The organism is Modestobacter excelsi (assembly GCF_005930495.1).
GTDB classification, from domain to species: domain Bacteria; phylum Actinomycetota; class Actinomycetes; order Mycobacteriales; family Geodermatophilaceae; genus Modestobacter; species Modestobacter excelsi.
Genome location: NZ_SJEX01000035.1, coordinates 13,606 through 33,199, shown reverse-complemented (window position 1 = coordinate 33,199; position 19,594 = coordinate 13,606). Strand labels below are relative to the sequence as shown.

The 19,594-nt window shown below is 74.6% G+C and carries 18 protein-coding genes; 4 read left to right on the top strand and 14 right to left on the bottom strand.

Annotated features, from left to right (window positions below):
• Nucleotides 1-171: 171 nt before the first annotated feature.
• On the bottom strand, nucleotides 172-1,104 hold the full coding sequence (locus FHL80_RS27075; RefSeq protein ID WP_216870693.1) for a pentapeptide repeat-containing protein: 933 nt from the start codon (nucleotides 1,102-1,104) through the stop codon (nucleotides 172-174).
• A 1,459-nt stretch (nucleotides 1,105-2,563) separates the two neighbouring features.
• On the opposite strand from FHL80_RS27075, the gene FHL80_RS13000 reads away from it, so the two are divergent.
• Entirely contained in the window at nucleotides 2,564-2,806 is a 243-nt protein-coding gene (locus tag FHL80_RS13000) for a hypothetical protein (RefSeq protein WP_138733837.1), read from the top strand.
• A gap of 56 nt (nucleotides 2,807-2,862) precedes the next feature.
• Here FHL80_RS13000 and phoH2 read toward each other — a convergent pair whose 3' ends face one another.
• The 7 genes from phoH2 to FHL80_RS12965 all read right to left on the bottom strand — a co-directional run bounded on the left by phoH2 (nucleotide 2,863) and on the right by FHL80_RS12965 (nucleotide 9,150).
• Nucleotides 2,863-4,158, bottom strand: a complete 1,296-nt coding sequence (gene phoH2, locus FHL80_RS12995) for an RNA 5'-3' helicase PhoH2 (RefSeq protein ID WP_138733836.1) — start codon at nucleotides 4,156-4,158, stop codon at nucleotides 2,863-2,865.
• 222 nt (nucleotides 4,159-4,380) lie between these two features.
• Nucleotides 4,381-5,187 carry an ABC transporter permease gene (locus FHL80_RS12990; RefSeq protein WP_138733835.1) on the bottom strand — a complete coding sequence of 269 codons (807 nt, stop codon included), beginning with the start codon at nucleotides 5,185-5,187 and terminating at the stop codon, nucleotides 4,381-4,383.
• A complete protein-coding gene (locus FHL80_RS12985; protein ID WP_138733834.1) occupies nucleotides 5,184-6,212 on the bottom strand; it encodes an ATP-binding cassette domain-containing protein in 1,029 nt (342 codons plus the stop codon). The genes FHL80_RS12990 and FHL80_RS12985 overlap by 4 nt, the downstream gene beginning before the upstream one ends.
• Before the next feature lie 48 nt (nucleotides 6,213-6,260).
• Entirely contained in the window at nucleotides 6,261-6,872 is a 612-nt protein-coding gene (locus FHL80_RS12980) for a PadR family transcriptional regulator (RefSeq protein WP_138733833.1), read from the bottom strand.
• 50 nt (nucleotides 6,873-6,922) lie between these two features.
• On the bottom strand, nucleotides 6,923-7,099 hold the full coding sequence (locus tag FHL80_RS25525; protein ID WP_216870690.1) for a hypothetical protein: 177 nt from the start codon (nucleotides 7,097-7,099) through the stop codon (nucleotides 6,923-6,925).
• A 4-nt stretch (nucleotides 7,100-7,103) separates the two neighbouring features.
• A complete protein-coding gene (locus FHL80_RS12970; RefSeq protein ID WP_138733832.1) occupies nucleotides 7,104-8,321 on the bottom strand; it encodes a DUF885 domain-containing protein in 1,218 nt (405 codons plus the stop codon).
• 49 nt (nucleotides 8,322-8,370) lie between these two features.
• On the bottom strand, nucleotides 8,371-9,150 hold the full coding sequence (locus FHL80_RS12965; protein ID WP_138733831.1) for an isoprenyl transferase: 780 nt from the start codon (nucleotides 9,148-9,150) through the stop codon (nucleotides 8,371-8,373).
• A gap of 115 nt (nucleotides 9,151-9,265) precedes the next feature.
• Between FHL80_RS12965 and trhA the strand changes: the two genes are divergently transcribed.
• Nucleotides 9,266-10,093: a PAQR family membrane homeostasis protein TrhA gene (trhA, locus tag FHL80_RS12960; RefSeq protein WP_138733830.1), complete on the top strand. Its 828-nt coding sequence runs from the start codon at nucleotides 9,266-9,268 to the stop codon at nucleotides 10,091-10,093.
• 7 nt (nucleotides 10,094-10,100) lie between these two features.
• Here the strand turns inward: trhA and FHL80_RS12955 are convergent, their stop codons facing one another.
• From FHL80_RS12955 to FHL80_RS12945, 3 genes are read right to left on the bottom strand one after another with little or no spacing between them, the layout of a single operon-like run.
• Nucleotides 10,101-11,345, bottom strand: coding sequence for a geranylgeranyl reductase family protein (locus FHL80_RS12955; protein WP_138733829.1), 1,245 nt, complete (start codon nucleotides 11,343-11,345; stop codon nucleotides 10,101-10,103).
• Nucleotides 11,346-11,382: 37 nt separating this feature from the next.
• Complete coding sequence (gene abmR, locus FHL80_RS12950) at nucleotides 11,383-11,967, bottom strand: ATP-binding transcription factor AbmR (RefSeq protein ID WP_138733828.1); 585 nt, start codon at nucleotides 11,965-11,967, stop codon at nucleotides 11,383-11,385.
• 50 nt (nucleotides 11,968-12,017) lie between these two features.
• Nucleotides 12,018-14,024: a thioredoxin domain-containing protein gene (locus FHL80_RS12945; RefSeq protein ID WP_138733827.1), complete on the bottom strand. Its 2,007-nt coding sequence runs from the start codon at nucleotides 14,022-14,024 to the stop codon at nucleotides 12,018-12,020.
• Between the two features lie 145 nt (nucleotides 14,025-14,169).
• Here FHL80_RS12945 and FHL80_RS12940 point away from each other — a divergent pair, with 145 nt between their 5' ends.
• Together FHL80_RS12940 and FHL80_RS12935 are read left to right on the top strand one after the other, a co-directional pair.
• Complete coding sequence (locus tag FHL80_RS12940; protein WP_216870689.1) at nucleotides 14,170-14,559, top strand: ArsR/SmtB family transcription factor; 390 nt, start codon at nucleotides 14,170-14,172, stop codon at nucleotides 14,557-14,559.
• A gap of 123 nt (nucleotides 14,560-14,682) precedes the next feature.
• Entirely contained in the window at nucleotides 14,683-15,702 is a 1,020-nt protein-coding gene (locus tag FHL80_RS12935; RefSeq protein WP_138733826.1) for a cation diffusion facilitator family transporter, read from the top strand.
• A gap of 133 nt (nucleotides 15,703-15,835) precedes the next feature.
• On the opposite strand, the gene FHL80_RS12930 is transcribed toward FHL80_RS12935, so the two are convergent.
• The 3 genes from FHL80_RS12930 to FHL80_RS12920 all read right to left on the bottom strand — a co-directional run bounded on the left by FHL80_RS12930 (nucleotide 15,836) and on the right by FHL80_RS12920 (nucleotide 19,549).
• Nucleotides 15,836-16,468, bottom strand: a complete 633-nt coding sequence (locus tag FHL80_RS12930) for a DUF305 domain-containing protein (RefSeq protein ID WP_138733825.1) — start codon at nucleotides 16,466-16,468, stop codon at nucleotides 15,836-15,838.
• Nucleotides 16,469-16,559: 91 nt separating this feature from the next.
• On the bottom strand, nucleotides 16,560-17,033 hold the full coding sequence (locus FHL80_RS12925; protein ID WP_138733824.1) for a DUF6153 family protein: 474 nt from the start codon (nucleotides 17,031-17,033) through the stop codon (nucleotides 16,560-16,562).
• Nucleotides 17,034-17,113: 80 nt separating this feature from the next.
• Nucleotides 17,114-19,549, bottom strand: a complete 2,436-nt coding sequence (locus FHL80_RS12920) for a heavy metal translocating P-type ATPase (protein ID WP_138733823.1) — start codon at nucleotides 19,547-19,549, stop codon at nucleotides 17,114-17,116.
• Between the last annotated feature and the right edge of the window lie 45 nt (nucleotides 19,550-19,594).

Sequence of the window (19,594 nt, the reverse complement as noted above, 5' to 3'; positions counted from 1 at the left end):
GCGCGACCCGGGAGCCCGCTGCCGCGCCGCGCCGGACGGCGGACGCCAAGCCGTTCACCCCGACCAAGCACACCCTGATGCTGTCCCCCGAGGACCTCGCTCCCGAGCCGGTCGAGCCGGCCCAGCCGGTGGCCGAGAAGCCGTCCGGCCCGTCGCCGTTCGCCGCCGCCCTCACCCGGATGGTGGCCTCCAACCCGGTGCAGGCCGCAGCCGAGGCGGCCGCCGAGGCCGCTGCTGCCGAGGCGGCGGCCAGTGAGCTCGCCGCCGCCGATGCGGCTGCTGCCCAGGTCGCCGCGGTCGAGAGCGCTGCCGCAGAGGCGGCGCGCGCCGCCGCTGCCCGGGTCGACGCCGCTGCCGCCGAGGCCGCCCGGCTGCGGGCTGAGGCCGCTGCTGCCGAGGCGGCCCGGCTCCAGGCCGTCGCCGCCGCTGCGGAGGCCGCCCGTCGTGAGGCCGAGGCCGCTGCTGCCGAGGCAGCCCGGCTCGAGGCCGAGGCAACGGCTGCGGAGGCCGCCCGACAGGAGGCGGAGCGGCAGGAGGCGGAGCGGCAGGAGGCGGAGCGTCTCGAGGCCGAGCGCCTCGAAGCCGAGCGCCTCGAAGCCGAGCGCCTCGAAGCCGAGCGCCTCGAAGCCGAGCGCCTCGAAGCCGAGCGCCTCGAAGCCGAGCGCCTCGAAGCCGAGCGCCTCGAAGCCGAGCGCCTCGAAGCCGAGCGCCTCGAAGCCGAGCGCCTCGAAGCAGAGCGCCTCGAAGCAGAGCGCCTCGAAGCAGAGCGCCTCGAAGCAGAGCGCCTCGAAGCAGAGCGCCTCGAAGCAGAGCGCCTCGAAGCAGAGCGCCTCGAAGCAGAGCGCCTCGAGGCCCAGCGTCTGGAGGCCGAGCGGGTCGAGGCAGCCCGGGTCGAGGCAGCCCGGGTCGAGGCAGCCCGGGTCGAGGCAGCCCGGGTCGAGGCAGCCCGGGTCGAGGCCGAACGGCTGGAGGCGGAGCGCCTCGAGGCGGTCCGCATCGAGATCGACCGCCAGGAGGTCGCCCGCCAGGAGGCCGCCCGGATCGTCGCCGAGCGGCTCGCGGCCGAGCGCCGCCAGGAGGAGTTCGCCGCGCAGGCCGGTTCACCGGTGTCCATGGTGGAGTCCGTCCGCAGCGCCGACGAGGCGCTGGCGGCCCTGCTGGAGGAGGTCCTGGCGGCGAACGGCTCCGGCCGCGGCCGGCACCGCCTCCCGGAGGTCGGCGCGGCGCTGACCGTCGCCGAGGCCCCGCTCGCTGCCGAGCAGGACGTCGCCCAGCCCTCCGCCTACGACGCCCGCGGCCTCGAGTCGAGTGCCTACGACACCGGCGCCTACCGGACCGACGCGTGGTCCGGCCCCGGCTGGACCAGCGACGCCCGGGTGGCGCAGCGTGCGGCGCAGGTCGCCGCCGCGCAGGCCCTCGTCGTCGACGCCGTCGTCGTGGCCGAGACCGCCGCCGAGGAGGTCCGGGTCACCGGGCCGCGCCCGATCGAGGTGCCCGTCGCGGTGGCCGTCGAGGAGCAGCGGTTCGCCGTCCCGGTCTCGCTGAGCCCGGTCATGGCGCGCACCGCCAGCGACCCGGCTCCGCTGCCGATGGACGCCACCCTCGTCCTGCCTCGGCTGGGCATCACCGGTGGCTCGTCACCGCGGTCGCAGCGACCCGCCGTCCCCCCGGCCCGCCGCGGACGTCCCCCGCTGCCGGCTGCCCGGCCGGCCGGCGCCGACCGCCCGGCGGTCCTCACCCGGCCGGTGCCGATCCCGGTGCCGATCAGCTCGCGCCGGCCCGCGGCGGAGCTGCCGGCCGTCCCGGAGACCAGCACGCGGCTCGCCACGGTGACGCGGCTGGTCCCGGCGGTGTCGCCGTCGACGGCGCTGGCCCCGTACAGCATGGACGGCGCCGAGGAGCTCGTCGTCCGGCTGCTGACGCTGGGTCTGCCGGACTTCCTGCTCGGCCCGGACTTCACCGACGACGCCGCGGTCCGCGGGGTCTACGCGGCCCTGACCCGGACGCTCGCCGAGCGGCTGCCGACCGCGCCGCACCTGCCCGCGCAGCCGGGCGACGTGCTCATGGTCGTCGGCCCGGGTGCGGAGACCTTCGCCGCCGCCCGGTCGCTGGCCCTCTCCCTGCGGCTCGAGCCGGAGGACGTGCAGTGGGCTGCCTCCGGGGCGCTCGCCGGCCTGGCCCCCGAGGGCAGCCGGATCACCTCCCTGGAGACCGCCGCGGAGCGGCAGCAGGCCAGCACCGTGCGCGGCACGGTCACGATCATCGCCGTGGACGCACCGCTGCGGACCTCGGGCGGCCCCTGGCTGGAGCACATGCTCACCATCTGGTCGCCGACCGCGGTGTGGGGCGTGCTCGACTCGACCCGCAAGCCCGAGGACCTGGTGCCGTGGCTGGACGGGCTGCCCCGGCTGGACGCCGTCGTCGTCCAGGACACCGACTCCACCGCCGACCCGGCGGCCGTCCTCGACCACGTGTCGGTGCCGGTGGCGCTGGTCGACGGCGCGCGGGCCACCGCGCACCGCTGGGCGTCGCTGCTCTGTGAGCGGCTGGAGGAGATGGAGGGGTGACCAGCCCGCTCCGCGGCGACGTCCTGCTGACCGGCTTCGTGCTGGCCGTCCCGGTGTTCCTGCTGGGGCTGCGCGGGGAGCTCACCGCGCAGGAGGTGGTCCACCGGCTGCTGTGGTGTCTGGCCGCCGGCTGGGCCGTGGTCGCCGTGGTGCGGTTCGCAGGCACCCCACCCCCGCCGCCTGACCCGCTGCCCGACGCGCTGCTGGGCCCGACCGATGGCCCCTCCGGTGTGGGCTGAGGCCGGGTCCCCGCACGAGGGACCCGGCCTCAGGCGCACAGGGGCGGTCAGCGCCGTCAGAGGGGCAGGTCCTCCAGCATCTCGGTGACCAGCGCGGCGATCGGCGAGCGCTCCGAGCGGGTCAGGGTCACGTGCGCGAACAGCGGGTGGCCCTTGAGCGCCTCGATCACCGCCGTGACGCCGTCGTGCCGGCCCACCCGCAGGTTGTCCCGCTGCGCCACGTCGTGGGTCAGCACCACCCGGGAGTTGGTGCCCAGCCGCGACAGCACGGTGAGCAGCACCCCGCGCTCGAGCGACTGCGCCTCGTCGACGATCACGAACGAGTCGTGCAGCGAGCGCCCGCGGATGTGGGTCAGCGGCAGCACCTCGATCAGGCCGCGGGCCACGATCTCCTCCACGACGTCCCCGCTGACAAGCGCACCCAGGGTGTCGAAGACCGCCTGCGCCCAGGGCGCCATCTTCTCGCCCTCGCTGCCGGGCAGGTAGCCGAGCTCCTGGCCACCGACGGCGTACAGCGGCCGGAAGATGACCACCTTCTTGTGCGCCCGGCGCTCCATCACCGACTCCAGCCCCGCGCACAGCGCCAGCGCCGACTTGCCGGTGCCCGCGCGACCGCCCATCGAGACGATGCCGATCTCCGGGTCCATCAGCAGGTCCAGCGCGATCCGCTGCTCGGCGGACCGGCCGTGCAGACCGAAGGCGTCCCGGTCACCGCGGACCAGCCGCACCGACTTGTCCGGCAGCACCCGGCCCAGCGCCGAGCCGCGGGCGGACAGCAGCACCAGGCCGGTGTGGGTGGGCAGCTCGGCGGCGGCGGGCAGGTGCGCCGCCCCCCGCTCGTACAGCGCCTGGATCTCCGCTTCCTCCAGCGACAGCTCGGCCATCCCGGTCCAGCCCGCGTCGACCACGCCGAGGCCGCGGTACTCCTCGGTGGCCAGCCCGACCGCGGCCGCCTTGACCCGCAGCGGCACGTCCTTGGTGACCAGGCAGACGTCCCTGCCATCGGCGCGCAGGTTGAGCGCGACCACCATGATCCGGCTGTCGTTGCTGTCGTTGCGGAAGCCGGCCGGCAGCACCGAGGGGTCGCTGTGGTTCAGCTCGACGTGCACCGTGCCGCCCAGGTCACCGATGGGCACCGGGGAGTCCAGCCGGCCGTGCCGCACCCGCAGGTCGTCGAGGATCCGCAGGCTCTGCCGGGCGAACCAGCCGAGTTCAGGGTGGTCGCGCTTGTCCTCCAGCTCGCCGATCACCACGAGCGGGACCACCACGTCGTGCTCGTCGAACCGGGAGAGCGCACCCGGGTCGGAGAGGAGGACGGAGGTGTCGAGGACGTACGTACGGCGAGTGCTCACGAGTCGGCTCCCGTGGGGCGCACAGCGCGCCCCGGCTCGAAGGCGGCCGGGTCCCGGCGCAGGGGCCGGGACACGGCCCCTCTGGCTGACTGACCTCGTCGCACCAACCGGGCCTCCCGTGGAGGACGAGGTCAGCTCGCCCTCCACCGCGGACGCTAGGCCCAACCGCCGACAAAAGGAGCCCCTCGACACGCCAACGGGTGACACGTGGGACCCAGTTCTTCAGCTCGACTCCTGCCGGAAACGTCGGACGCCGAACCACCAGCCCAGCAGCCCCATCGCCACCGTCAGCCCGGCACCCCACCAGGCGGTGCTGCTGCCGTAGTCGCCGTCGAAGAAGGACCGGGCGCCCTCCACGACGTGCTTGAGCGGGTTGACGTCGCTGACCGCCTGGAGCCAACCGGGGGCCAGCGTCATCGGCAGCAGGATCCCCGACAGCAGCAGGACCGGCAGGACGACGGCGTTCAGCAGCGGCGCGAAGGCGTCCTCGCTCTTGAGCGTGAGCGCGAGCGCGTAGGAGACCGAGGCGAACGCCGCCCCGAGCAGCGCGATGACGACGAGGGTGAGGACGACCCCCAGCACCGGCGCACGCAGCCCGAGCGGGATCGACACGAGCACCAGCAGCGTGCCCTGCACCAGCAGGACGACGACGTCGCGCATCACCCGGCCGAGCAGCAGCGCCGTGCGGCTGGCCGGGGTGACCCGCTGGCTCTCGATGACCCCGGCCCGGTACTCGGCGATCAGGCCGAAGCCGACGAACAGCGCGCCGAAGATGCCCAGCTGCACGAGGATCCCCGGCACGAACAGCTGGTAGGCGTTGCCCGAGCCCAGCTGGCTGCTCAGCGGCTCCAGCAGCGGCCCGAACAGCACGATGTACAGGACGGGTTGCATCAGGCTGATCACCAGCCACGCGGGGTTGCGCAGCGACATCCGCATCGCCCGGGCGAACACCGTGTAGGTGTCCCGGGCGACGCTGCTGGTCGGCCCGGTCGTCGCCGGGCTCGGCGGGGCGGTGGTCGCGGTGCTCATCGGGCCATCTCCTGCGGCTGCTCGGCGGCGGCGCGGCCGGCCGGGGCGGCCGGAGCACCGGGCCCTCCTGGGCCGCCGCTCTCCCGCAGCGACCGGCCGGTGAGGTCGAGGAAGACGTCGTCCAGGCTGGGCCGGCGGCTCTCGATCCCGGCGACGGGGATCCCGGCGGCGTCGAGCTCGCGGACCAGCCTCATCAGCGCCGCGCCGCCCTGCGGCGCGCGGCCGACGACGCGGGTGTCGAGCACCTGCGGGACCTCGGCGCCCGGCAGCGCGGCCATCAGCGCGGCGACCCGGCCGGCGGTCTCCGCGCGCTCGACGGTGACGGTGAGGACGTCCCCGCCCACCTGCGACTTCAACGCGTCTGGGGTGCCCTCGGCGACGATCCGGCCGGCGTCGATGACCAGGATGCGGTCGCAGAGGGCGTCGGCCTCGTCCAGGTAGTGCGTGGTGAGGAACACCGTCGTCCCCCGCTCCTCGCGCAGGCCCCGGATGTGCTGCCACAGGTTGGCCCGCGCCTGCGGGTCCAGCCCGGTGGTCGGCTCGTCGAGGAACACCAGCCCGGGCACGTGCACCAGGCCGACGGCGATGTCCAGCCGGCGCCGCTGGCCGCCGGACATCGACTTCGGCTGCCGCTCCCACAGGCCGTCGAGGTCGAGCTCGCGGAACAGCTGCTTGCCGCGGGCCGTCGCCTCGGCGGTGCTGATCCCGTACAGCCGGGCGTGGTCGACGACCTCCTCACCGGCACGGGCGTCGGGGTAGGTGGCGCCGCTCTGCGACACGTAGCCGATCCGCCGGCGCACGCCCACCGGGTCGGTGACCAGGTCGCAGCCGGCGACGGTGGCGGTGCCGGCGGTCGGCGCGAGCAGGGTGGTCAGCATCCGCAGGGTGGTGGTCTTGCCGGCCCCGTTCGGGCCCAGGAAGCCGACGATCTCCCCGGCCTCGACGTCGAGGTCCACGCCGACGACGGCGTGCACCTCCTGCTTCTTCTTCCGGAACGTGCGGGCGAGCCCGCGGGCGTGGATCACGCTGCCAGTGTTCAAGTTTGACTAACCAGGGTCAAGCGCGTTCTCGGGTCAGGCACCGCCCGGCGGGTCGGGGACGGCGGCCGGCCAGAGCCCCTCGACCGGCCGGTCCGGGCCCTGCGGGTCGTCGGCGAACCGGTAGTGGCCGGCGTCGATGCGGGCGCAGACGTCCCGGACCCAGCCGCGCTCCCCGTCGACCCAGGAACGGGTCGCATGGAACAGCTCCACTGTGCTGGCCGGTGCCATCCGGGACGACTCGACGCCGCGCACCGCCGAGTCCATGCCGGACACCATGGCCTCCAGCACGAGGTCCCGGGCGCGCAGCGCCTCGCGGACCTCGTGGCGGGGCAGCGTGGTGAAGAAGCACAGGCCCCCGAGCAGCCGGCTCGGGTCGCCGGGCTCGGGCTGGCGCAGCGCACTGCTCAGCAGGCGCTGGTACTCGACCTCACCGTCCGCGGTGAGCCGGTAGGACACCGGCTCACCGTCGGTCTCCTCCAGCAGCCCCCGCTTGGCCAGCGTGCGCAGACCGGAGTAGATGGACCCCGGGTTCAGGTGCGCCCAGTCCTGGACCTGCCAGGTCAGCAGCTCGCGGCGGAGCAGGTAGCCGTGCACCGGCTGGAAGATCCGCACCGCCCCGAGCAGGAGCAACCGCGTGGTCGACATGGGCCAACTCTGCCCGCTGCGCCGCGCGACCGGCGGCACCGGTCCGCGGGTCACCCCTCCCGGCGGGGCCGCAGCGCCACCAGCGCCCAGACCACCGGCACCAGCAGCACCGGCCACTCCACCCCGACGTTGCCCACCCAGAACAGCCCGATGAGCAGCAGCAGCGCCAGCCAGCCCGCCGTCCACAGGCCCAGCAGGCGCCGCTCCTGCGGCGTCCCCCGTGCCACGGCGTCAGGCGACCGGGAGCTCGGCGGTGATCCCGGCAGGGGTCAGCGGCTCGTCCAGCAGGCGCACGAAGCGGTCGGCCAGCGACTGCTCCGCGGGGCGGGCGGCCAGCCAGGACGACAGCAGGTCGAAGCCCTCGACGTAGGTGGAGATGTAGGCCCGCCACAGCGGGTCGGTGAGGAAGCGCAGCTGCTGGGCGGCCCGGTCGGCGCTGACCAGCGCCCAGCGCTGCAGGTGGGCGATCACCTCGTCGGGATCGGCGCCGCGGTCGTGCAGCATGATCGCCGCGTCCTGCCGGACCCGGTTCAGCGGCGCCGCCGCCACGGCCACCTGCTCGGCCAGGTGCCCGTCGAAGCGCAGCCCGAGGTCGCCCAGCACCTCGGCCGCCCACGGCCCCCAGCCCGCCCCGATCGACGCCTCGACCCCGAGGTCGGCCAGCCCCTCGGCCATCAGGCACTCGGGGGTGTTGACCAGGAAGACGGTGTGCTCCAGGTGCTGGTCGCGCTCGACGAGCCCGCGCTCCTTGCGGCAGTGCTCGGTGTGGTGGCCGGGGTAGGCCTCGTGGGCGACCAGGTGCGGCAGCTGGCTGAGCCGGTGCGGCAGGTCGGCGTTGATCGCCACCCGGGAGCGGTAGTCGCCCTCGTAGTAGTTGAAGCCCGACCACGGCTTGTCGGTGACCACCTCGTACCGGACCGTCTCGACCTCCGGCAGGCCGTACTGGCCGCGGACCCGGTCACGCAGGGCCGAGGAGAGCGCGTGCACCGCGGCCTCCAGCCGCTGCGGCGGGCACTCCTCCCGGCGCCGGTGCGCCGCGTAGCGCTCGGCCAGCCTGCCGCTGCCGGGCAGCAGCTGGTCCAGCGCGGCGTGCGCGGCGGCGTAGTCGGCCGGGTCGCCGAGGGTGACCTGCACCTGGAAGTAGGCCTGCACCTCGGCGATGAACCCGACCGGCTCCCCGCCCAGCTTGCGTGCGCTGCACTCCAGCCCGGTCAGCTGCCCGCGCAGGTACGCGGCCCGGTCGGCCGGCAGCTGCGCGGAGTCCAGCTCGCCCAGCAGCGCCCGGGCCTGGTCGCGGAGCCGGTGCGGGGTCGGCGCCGGCTCGTCCGCGACCGCGGCGCGGAGCCGCGGGTCGCCGGTGTACGCGTCGACGAAGCCGGGCTCCAGCCGGTCGAAGCGCAGCCCCAGCCGCACGTACTCGAGGGGGACGTCGACCGCGCCGGCTGCCATGCCGCCGATCCTCTCAGCGCCCTCCCCCGCCCTCTGCTGCCGGGGCAGGTCAGCTGCCGAAGCGGCGGTGCCGGGCGGCGTAGTCCCGCAGCGCCCGGAGGAAGTCGACCCGCCGGAAGTCCGGCCAGTACACGTCGGTGAAGTGGAACTCGGCGTTCGCCGTCTGCCAGAGCAGGAAGCCCGAGAGCCGCTGCTCGCCGCTGGTGCGGATCACCAGGTCCGGGTCGGGCTGGCCGCGGGTGTAGAGGTGCTCGGCGATGTGGTCGACCTCCAGCGCCTCGACCAGCTCGGGCAGCGTCGTCCCCCGTCCGGCGTGCTCGGCCAGCAGCGACCGGACGGCGTCGGCGATCTCCTGCCGGCCGCCGTAGCCGACCGCCAGGTTGACCGACGCGCCCGGCCGGCCCCGGGTGTCCTCCTCGGCCTTCTTCAGCACCGCCGCCGTCTCCGCCGGCAGCAGCTCGAGCGCGCCCATCGCACGCAGCTGCCACCGCCGGCCGGGCCGGGAGAGGTCGGTGGCAACGTCCTCGATGATCGACAGCAGCGCGCTGAGCTCTGGCTCCGGCCGGCCGAGGTTGTCGGTGGAGAGCAGGAACAGCGTCACCACCTGCACGCCCGCGTCGTCGCACCAGCCGAGCAGGTCGACGATCTTCTCCGCACCGCGGCGGTGCCCGTGGGCGACGTCCTCGAGACCGATCGCCCGCGCCCAGCGGCGGTTGCCGTCCATGATCACGCCGACGTGCCGGGGCAGGTCGGCGCCGGTCAGCGATCGGGCGATCCGGTGCTCGTACAGCACCGTGAGCCTCTCGCGGACCCACGCGCGCACCCCCACGCAGCCACCCTAGGACCCGGGTGCCCCACCGGCTGACCGCAGGGGCGATCGAGGGCCGGGAAGCTCACAGTGCCTCCAGGATGACGGCCCTCCCACCCCTCCGTAACCTCGGGTCATGACCGTCTCCTCGGACCGCGACGACTCCGTCCGGGTCACCGCCGACGGCGCGGAACTGGAGGCGCCGCTCCGCGACGCGCTGAGCGCCGTCCGCGACGAGGGCGTCCCGGTCGAGGGGATCACCCACCAGGGCGACTGGGCGCTGACCGACTACGGCGACCGGGACTACGACCACCCCGACACCCGCCCCCGGATGCGGGGCTGGTTGCACCTGTTCGCGTTCTTCGGCGCGATCGCCGCGGCGGCGGTGCTCATCCCGCTGGCCTTCGTGCAGGGGCCCCGCGCGGGCTGGCCGGTGACCGTCTACTGCCTGACCATCCTGGGGCTGTTCGGGGTCAGCGCGCTCTACCACCGCCGCCGCTGGTCACCCCGCGGCTGGAAGCTGATGAAGCGCGCCGACCACTCGATGATCTTCGTGTTCATCGCCGGCACGTACACGCCCTTCTCGTTCCTCGCCGTCCCGGAACCGACCGGCTGGTGGCTGCTGGGCACGGTGTGGACCGGAGCGCTGCTCGGCGTGGCGCTCAAGATGGTCTGGCCGAACGCCCCCCGCTGGCTCGGCGTGCCCATCTACCTCGCGCTGGGCTGGGCGGCCGTCTTCGTGCTGGTCGACATCCTGGACCTCGTCGGGGTGACCGTCCTGGTGCTGATGGCGGTCGGCGGGCTGCTCTACAGCGCCGGGGCGATCGCCTACGCGTCCAAGCGCCCCAACCCCTGGCCGGGGACCTTCGGCTACCACGAGGTCTTCCACGCGATGACGATCGTGGCCGCCACCTGCCACTACATCGCCGTCTACTTCGCGGTCTACAACAGCCCGTTCGTGTAGGCGGAGCTCAGCTGAACGGCTTGCGGTCGTCCAGCCGCACCGAGAGCCGCCCGGCCAGCCGCCAGGCGCGGGCCACCACGTCGCGGTCGGCGTCGGTGACCAGGTTGCCCATCACCCGCAGGGCCACCGTCATCAACGCCCGGGACCGCATGCCCACCGGCCCGGCCGCCGGCAGCAGCCGCGGCACGGTGAGCAGCCCGGCCAGCCGCCGGGCGATGGAGAACGCCTCGCCGTAGTGCCGGCGCAGGACCGCGGGCCAGGCGCCGGTCCAGTCGTCGGTGCCGAGGAGCTCGACGACGCTGCGCCCGGTCTCCAGGCCGTAGTCGATGCCCTCCCCGTTGAGCGGGTTCACGCAGCCCGCCGCGTCGCCGATCAGCGCCCAGTTGCGCCCGGCGACCCCGGAGACCGCCCCGCCCATCGGCAGCAGAGCGCTGGCCGGGGCGCGGACGGCGCCGTCGAACTGCCACTCGTCGCGCCGCTGATCGGCGTAGAGGTCGAGCAGGCTGCGCAGCCGGACGTCGGCCGGGCGGCGCTCGGTGGCCAGGGTGCCCACACCGACGTTGACCTCGCCGTCCCCGAGCGGGAAGACCCAGCCGTAGCCGGACAGCAGCTCACCCTCCGCGCCGCGCAGCTCCAGGTGCGAGGAGATCCACTCGTCGTCGCTGCGGCCGGAGCCGATGTAGCCGCGGGCAGCGACACCGTAGGCGGTGTCCCGGTGCCACTCCCGCCCGAGCACCCGGCCCAGCGGGGAGCGGGCGCCGTCGGCCACGACCAGCCGACGGCAGCGCACCGTCGTCGTCGACTCGTCGGGACGGCGGAAGACCACCCCGGCCACCCGGTCGCCGTCCCGCTCCACGTCCACCGCGCGGGCACCCTCCAGCGGCTCCGCCCCCGCGGTCAGGGCCACGTCGCGGACCTGGGCGTCGAGCTCGGTGCGCGGCACCGCGCCGCCGTGGTCGGGCAGCGAGCCGCCCGGCCAGGGCAGCAGCAGCTCCTGACCGAAGCCGGCCGCGCGCAGGCCCCGGTTGCGGCCCCTGGACCGCACCCAGTTCCCGAGGCCGAGCCGGTCCAGCTCGCCCATCGCGCGCGGGGTCAGCCCGTCGCCGCAGGTCTTGTCCCGCGGGAAGACCGCTGCGTCGGCGAGGACGACATCGGCGCCGGCGCGGGCCGCCCAGGCAGCGGCAGCGGACCCGGCCGGTCCGGCTCCGACGACCAGGACGTCGGTCTGGGTGGGCACGACGTCGGTGGTCACACGGCCCAGTGTCCCAGGTGACGCGCGGGGTCCTCGCTCAGTCGACCCGGGGTCCCTGCGCGCGGACCTGCTCGACCGCGGCCATCGCCTCGCGCAGCTGGGACAGCCAGTCGTCGGTGTGCTGCCCCACGAGCCGGACCGCCCAGGCGAGCGCCTCGGACCGGGAGCGGGCGACACCGGCGTCGACGAGGGTGTCCAGGACCAGCCGCTCGGGCTGGCGCAACCGGGTCATCACCGGTACGGACAGCGTGGTGAACAGCTCGCGGACGTCGCCGCAGGAGGCCCCCCAGGCGACCGAGCGGCCGTACCGCTCCTGCGCCGCGTCGGCGATCGCCATCCGGGCCGAGCGGGTCTGCTCGCGGAACCGGGCGATCCGGCCGGCGCGGGCGGCCGCCGGGTCGCCGTCGCCGGCGTCCGGTTCAGCCACGGCACCGATGACGGTGATCTCGTCCCGGTCGATGACCAGCTCGACCGGGCCGGTGAACCACTCGTCGGGCAGCCGGCCGGCGAACCAGCCGGCGACCTCGGCGCGCTCGACCGGCGGCGGGGCGTCGGCGGCGCGGCCGCGGGCGCGGCCACGGCCAGGGAAGCCCTCGGGCGGGAAGCGGTGGTGTGCGTGCACGGTGCCCTCCTCAGGACGACGGCTCTGCGTGCACCACTGTAATCGTGTAATCAGTCAGCCGCAGGAGTCATCGCTGCGCTCAGAGCGGACACGTCGGTGACCGGCGCGGAGCAGACGAAGCCGCGGCAGACGTAGGCCGCCGGAGCACCGCCGACGAGGGGACGGTCGGCCAGCAGCGGCACCCCGGGCGCGCCCGGCTCCCCCGCGACCACCACCGCGCCGGGGCTCGTCGCGCGGCGAGCGACCTGCTCGAGGGCCGCGCGCTCCGCGCCGGCCGGCCCGCTGACCGCTACCTCCAGCGGGCCGGCGAGCAGCGCCTCCCCCACGGCCGCCGCCCAGCCGCCGGCCTGCGGCGCGTGCGCGACCAGCCGGGCCAGCGACCCCAGCGCCTCCTCGCCCCGGGCCCGGTGCTCGGGCGACCCGGCCAGGGCCGCGTGGGTCACCAGCGCGCCGGCCGCCGCCGCGACCCCGGCCGGGGTCGGCCCGTCGGCCGGGTCGAAGGGCCGGTGGACGAGCGCCTCGGCGTCCGCGGCCGTGTCGTGCCACTGACCGTCGGCGTCGACGAACTGGGCGGCCACCACGTCGAGCAGCTCACCGGCCCAGCCCAGCCAGCGGGGCTCGGCAGTCGCGGCGTGCAGCGCGAGCAGCCCCTCGGCCAGGTCGCCGTAGTCCTCCAGGACGCCGGCGTGCGCACCGACCGCGCCGCCGCGGGAGGCCCGGCGCAGCCGTCCGTCGACCCAGTGGACCCGGTGCAGCAGGTCGGCCGCCCGACCGGCCGCACGGACCAGTCCGGCATCGCCGGTGAGCGCACCGTGGTCGGCGAGCGCCGCGATCGCCAGCCCGTTCCAGGCGGTCACCACCTTGTCGTCCCGGGCCGGTTGGGGGCGCCCGGCCCGGGCCTGCGCCAGCGCGGCACGCACCCGGGCCAGCCGCTCGCCGTCGTCCGGGTCGCGCGGCAGCTGCAGCGTGGACGCGCCGTGCTCGAAGGTCCCCTCGGGCGTCACGCCGAACACCTCCGCGGCCCAGGCGCCGTCGTCGTCGCCGAGCACGTCGCGCAGCTGGGCCGGCGTCCAGACGTAGGTGAGCCCCTCGACGCCCTCGGTGTCGGCGTCCAGGGCGGAGGCGAAGCCGCCCTCGGCGGTGCCCAGGTCCCGCGTCAGGAAGGCGGCGGTCTCGTCGGCGACCCGCCGGGCCCAGTCCACGCCGGTCGCGCGCCAGAGGTGCGAGTAGACCCGCAGCAGCAGCGCGTTGTCGTAGAGCATCTTCTCGAAGTGCGGCACCACCCACCGGTCGTCGACGGAGTAGCGGGCGAAGCCACCGGCCAGCTGGTCGTAGATGCCGCCGCGGGCCATCGCCTCCGCGGTGACCTGCGCCATGCCGAGGGTGTTGGCGTCCCCGCGGCGGGCGTGCGCGCGCAGCAGGAACTCGAGCACCATCGACGGCGGGAACTTCGGCGCACCGCCGAAGCCGCCCGCCTGCCGGTCGTACCGGTCGGCCAGGGCGCCGACCGCATCGTCGAGCAGGTCCGCCGACAGCGGCGTCGGGGCGCCGAGGTCGAGCCGGCTGGAGATGCCCTCGACGATCCGCGACCCCGCCGTCTGCAGCTCCGCGCGCCGGCTGGTCCAGGCGTCCGTGACCGCGTCGAGCACCTGGCGGAACGACGGCATCCCCGGGTGCGGGCGGGGTGGGAAGTAGGTGCCGCAGTAGAACGGCGCGCCGTCCGGGGTGGTGAACACGGTCATCGGCCAGCCGCCCGAGCCGGTGAGTGCCTGGGTGGCCGCCATGTAGACGCTGTCGACGTCCGGCCGTTCCTCGCGGTCCACCTTCACGCAGACGAAGCCGGCGTTCAGCTGCGCCGCCGTCGCCTCGTCCTCAAAGGACTCGTGCGCCATCACGTGGCACCAGTGGCAGGCGGCGTAGCCGATGCTGATCAACAGGGGTCTGCTGAGACGCCGCGCCTCGTCGAACGCCTTCGGTCCCCACTCCCACCAGTCGACCGGGTTCTCCGCGTGTTGCAGCAGGTACGGGCTCGTGGCGCCGGCAAGACGGTTCGGCATGCCCCCTTCCTTCCCCCAATGGTCCGCGTGCGAACGAACGCCGAGTGATCCCGGGTCCGCACGTTCCGCCGCATGACCACCACCGCGATGCCCGGCGCACCGGGAGTCACCGTGAGCCTTTGCGTTCTCGCGTACATTCGCAACGGTGCACACGAGCATCCACGACTTCGCCATGCCCCGGTCGGAGCGGGTGGCGGCCTTCGCCGATCGGCTGCGGCTGCTGGGCGATCCTGTCCGTCTGACGATCTGCTGTGCGCTGGCTCAGGGCGAGACGAACCCCACCTGCCTGGCCGAGCTGGCCGGGGTGCCGGTCCAGGGGGTCAGCCAGCACCTGTCCCGACTGCGGCTCTCCGGTGTGGTCCGGGCCCGACGGGACGGGCAGCGGGTCTGGTACGAGCTGATCGACGCCCATGTCCGCGCCCTGGTCCAGGAGCTGCTGGACGCCCCTGGTCCGGACGCCGCCACGGCCACCGGCATCGGGGCGGCCGCAGGCGCCACCGGCGAAGCAGCTGCAGGGACGCCGGTCCGGGCATGAGCCACGCCGCCACCCGCCGGACCGACGGTCACGACTCCGAGCACAGCAGTTCCAGCGTGCCCGGGCACCACCTCCCCGACAGCGACCCGGCCCATCTCCACCGCAACGCTGAGGGCGCCTGAGGTGCACGACGTCAACCAGCAGGGCGACGACCACCACGACCACGACCACGAGCACGAGCACCACGGCGGGCTACGCGGCTTCGTGACCGGGCTGTTCCGACCGCACAGCCATGACGCTGCCGACTCGGTGGACACGGCGCTGGAGTCATCGGCGCAGGGCGTCCGCGCGGTGAAGGTCAGTCTGGTGGCCCTCGGCGTCTCGGCCCTGCTCCAGGTACTGGTGGTCGCCGTCAGCGGTTCCGTGGCACTGCTGGCCGACACGATCCACAACTTCTCCGACGCGCTGACCGCCGTACCGCTCTGGATCGCCTTCGTCGTCGGCCGCCGCGCGGCGAACCGCCGCTACACCTACGGCTACGGCCGAGCAGAGGACCTGGCCGGGCTCTTCATTCTCGCGATGATCGCCCTGTCCGCCGTCGTCGCCGGGGTGGAGGCCGTCCGCCGCCTGGTGGACCCCTCCCCCGTGGAGCACCTGGGTTGGGTGGCGCTGGCCGGCCTGATCGGCTTCCTCGGCAATGAGCTGGTCGCGGTCTACCGGATGCGGGTGGGGCGGCAGATCGGCTCGGCCGCCCTCGTCGCCGACGGGCTGCACGCCCGGACCGACGGCTTCACCTCACTGGCCGTTCTTGCCGGCGCCGGCGGCGTCGCAGCCGGCTACCCGCTCGCGGACCCGATCGTCGGCTTGCTGATCACCGTCGCCATCCTCGCCGTCCTCCGCACCGCCGCACGAGACGTCTACCGACGACTGATGGACGCCGTGGACCCGGCCCTGGTCGACCAGGCCGAACGGTCGTTGTGCGCCACCCCAGGCGTCGTCGGAGTCCGCACACTCCGGATGCGCTGGATCGGTCACCAGATCCATGCCGAGGCCGACCTCGACATCGACGCGCGGGCCACGCTGGTGGACGCGCACCGGCTCGCGCACGACGCCGAGCACCGGCTGACCCGCGACGTGCCCAAGCTGCGCAGCGCGGCGATCCACGCCTACCCCGCCCACCCTCAGGAGCTCGCAAGCCACTGACCGGCGGGCCTGCGGCCGGTGCGGCACCCCGGGCGACAGCCCGACGACCTCCCTCACGACACGTGGGGCGTGGCCACGAGCGCGCGGGGCCGCGGTGGGACCACCTGACGAGCCGGTCCCACCGCGGCGCGGATCAGCCGCCGAGCTCGGCCAGCAGCCGCTGCATCTCGGCGATCTCGGCGGTCTGGCTGCCGCGGATGGACTCGGCCAGCGCGATCGCGGCGGTGTCCTGCCCGTCGGCTGCTTCGGTCTCGGCCATCTGCACCGCTGAACGGTGGTGCTCGATCATCATGGTCAGGAACATCCGGTCGAACTCGGCTCCGGACATGCCGGCCAGGGCACCGGTGTCCATCCCGCCCATGTCACCGTGGTCCATGCCGCCCATGTCCCCCATGCCGTCGTCGCCGGCGCTGCTGGGGGCGGCTGCACCCCAGTCAGCCAGCCACCCGGACATCGTGTCGATCTCCGGGGCCTGGGCGGCCTCGATGCCGGCGGCGAGGTCCTCCACCCGCGGGTCGGCGGCCCGATCCTCGGCCAGCTGCGCCATCGTGATCGCGGATCGATGGTGCGGGATCATGCCGCTGGCGAAGGCGACGTCAGCGTCGTCGTGGTCGGCCTCGGCGCTGGCCGAGGAGCTGACCGAACCGCTGGCTGTCGAGTTCTCGCCAACGGCGTTGGAGGGGTCGTCGGCGCAGCCGGCGAGCAGCAGGGTGCCGGCGACGAGGGCGCCGGCCAGGCCGGTGATGCGTGCGGTGGTGCTGGTCATGTCGTGCTTCTCCTGACTGGGTGGGATCGAGGGCGCGCGAGACCGCCGCCGGAGCCAGCGGGTGCTGGGGCGGGGCGGTCGGGCGGTCGGCCTAGATCCGCAGCAGGCAGAGGGCGGACAGGTCCGGTGGTCGGGGCGGGACCAGCCAGCCGGAGGCGCGGGCGCTCGGGCTCCGCAGAGCCGGGGGTCCCAGCCGGACGAGTCGGGGAACGAGCAGCGCGAGCAGGACGGCGAGAGCGGCCGCGAGCACTGCCAGGCAGGCCGTCCACAGGTGCGCGGCCCAGTCGTGCGGTGCGCTGCCGTGACCCGCACCCACCGGAACGGCAGCGGCAGCGACCGTGGTGTGGGCGGACGTCGCGTCGTCTGCGCGGGCCGCTCCAACGGCCGGAAGTGCCTGGCCGGGGGCGAGCGCGGTCATCGCGGAGGAGCCGCTGTGTGCCGGGGTGACGACGTGCACCGTGGTCGCGGCGGAGGTTGCGCTGTCGGCCGCCCCGGCGCACTGCACGCCGTGCATGGCGAAGACAGCGGCCAGCATCAGAAGCGCCGTCCACAGTCGTGCCGCCATGACCACTCCCTCCGTCTCCGAGGCTACGAGGCCTCCGCGGCGTCCGTCGCACGTGGCCCCGTGACCGCGGTGTGGAACCGTCAGCGGGACACCGGCTCCGGCTCGGGTGCCGTGGCCGTCTCGGCCGCGGGCGTCTCCGGGGCGGCGGGCAGCCGCAGCCGCCTGAGCAGCAGCGCGTTGACCGCGACCAGGAACGACGAGCCCGACATCGACAGGGCGGCGATCTCCGGCCGCAGCACGAGGCCGAACGCCGGCTCGAACACGCCGGCCGCGATCGGCAGCGCGATGGCGTTGTAGCCGACGGCCCAGCCCAGGTTCTGCCGCATCTTGCGCAGGGTGCCGCGGCCGATGGTCAGCGCAGTCGGGACGTCGAGCGGGTCCGACCGCATCAGGACGACGTCGGCGGTCTCGATGGCCACGTCCGTTCCCGCACCGATGGCGATGCCCAGGTCCGCCTGCGCCAGCGCCGGTGCGTCGTTGACCCCGTCGCCGACCATCGCGACCCGCTTGCCGGACCGCTGCAGTTCGGTGATCTTCGCGGCCTTGTCACCGGGCAGGACCTCGGCGATGACGGTGTCGATGCCCAGCTGTCCGGCGATCCGCCGGGCGGTGGCCTCGTTGTCGCCGCTGAGCATGACGACCTCGACACCGGCCTCGTGCAGCGCAGCCACGGCCGCAGCCGACGTCTCCCGCGCGGCATCAGCCAGGGGGATCACACCGACGCCCCGCCCGTCGACGGCCACCAGCACGGCGGTGCGGCCGCTGCCGGCCAACTCGTCCCGGCGCGCGCCGAGCGTCCCCAGGTCGACACCCTCGTCGGCCATGAGCTTGGCGCTGCCGACGAGCACCCGGTGACCGGCGACCTCGGCGGAGGCTCCGTGGCCGGGGACGTTGCGGAACCCGGTGGCGGTCAGCGCCGGCACGCCGAGGCTGTCGGCGTGCCCGGCGACGGCAGCGGCCAGCGGGTGCTCGGACTCCCGCTCCACCGCAGCAGCCAGCGCCAGGACGTTCTCGGCGTCCATGCCGTCGACCACGACGTCGGTGACCTCCGGCTCGCCCTTCGTCAGCGTGCCGGTCTTGTCCATCACCACCGTGTCGATCCGGGCGGAGGTCTCCAGCGCGGTGGCGTTCTTGAACAACACCCCCCGCCGGGCACCCAGGCCGGTGCCGACCATGATCGCGGTTGGCGTCGCGAGGCCCAGTGCGTCCGGGCAGGTGATCACGACGACGGTGATGGCGAAGAGCATCGCCGTGGTGAAGGAGGCCCCGGCCAGGAGCCACACGACCAGGGTGAGGCCGCCGCCGAGGAGGGCGACGAGCACCAGCCAGAAGGCGGCCCGGTCGGCCAGCCGCTGGCCGGGTGCCTTCGAGTTCTGTGCCTCCTGCACCATCTGCACGATCTGTGCCAGCGCGGTGTCGGCGCCGACCTTCGTCGCCCGGGCCCGCAGCGTGCCGGTCGTGTTCACCGAGGCGCCGATCACCGCGGCACCGGGCGCCTTGTGCACCGGCAAGCTCTCGCCGGTGACCATCGACTCGTCGACCTCGGAGTCGCCGTCCTCGACCGTCCCGTCGACGGGGATCTTGGCACCCGGGCGGACCAGCAGCAGGTCTCCGACGACGACGTCGGCCGTGGGCACCTCCACCGGCTGCCCGTCGCGCAGCACCACCGCGCGCGGGGGCGCCAGCTCCAGCAGCGTGCGGATGGCGTCGTTCGCCCCACCGCGGGCGCGCATCTCGAACCAGTGCCCGAGCAGCACGAAGGCGGTCAGTACCGAAGCCGCTTCGTAGAAGACCTCGCCACCGCCGCTCAACGTGATGACCAGGCTGTACGACCAGCCCGCGCCCACCGCGACGGCGACCAGCACCATCATGTCCAGCGTCTTCGCGCGCAGCGCCCGCCAGGCGCCGTCGATGAAGATCCAGGCGCTGTAGAAGACCACCGGCAGCGACAGGACCAGCGAGAACACGTCGTCGCGCAGGCCGAACGGTGCGGCAGCGGTGAAGCCGAGGACCTCCCGGCCGATCGGCGACCACAGCAGGATCGGGATCGACAGCAGCGCCGCCACCAGGAACCGGTTGCGCATGTCGCGGACCATGCCGTCCATCGACATGCCGGCGTGGTGCCCGCCGTGGCCCATCGCGTCCTGCGGGGTCATCCCGGCGTGACCGCCCTGCCCTGCCTCCTCCTGGCCGCCGTGGTCGGCGTCCGCGTCCGGCCGGTGGCCGTCGTGGTGCCCGACCGGCCCGCGGGGCTGCGGCTCGACCGCTGGGTCGCACACGTGCTGAGGAACCGACCGACCGGCGCAGTGGTAGCCGCACTCACGGATCCACCCGGCGAGGTCCGCCACCGAGGTCCGCGTGGGGTCGTAGGTCACCGTCGCGGTCTGGCCGACCGGGTTGGCCTCGACGCGGAGCACGCCGGGGCGTCGGCCGAGCACGCGCTCCACCGTCGCCTTCTGCGTCGCCCAGTGCACACCGGCGACCTCCAGCACGGCCGTCGTCTGCTGCGATGCCATGACCTCTCCTCCCCCGGTCTCCGCGGCCGGATCAGCCCCTCGGCG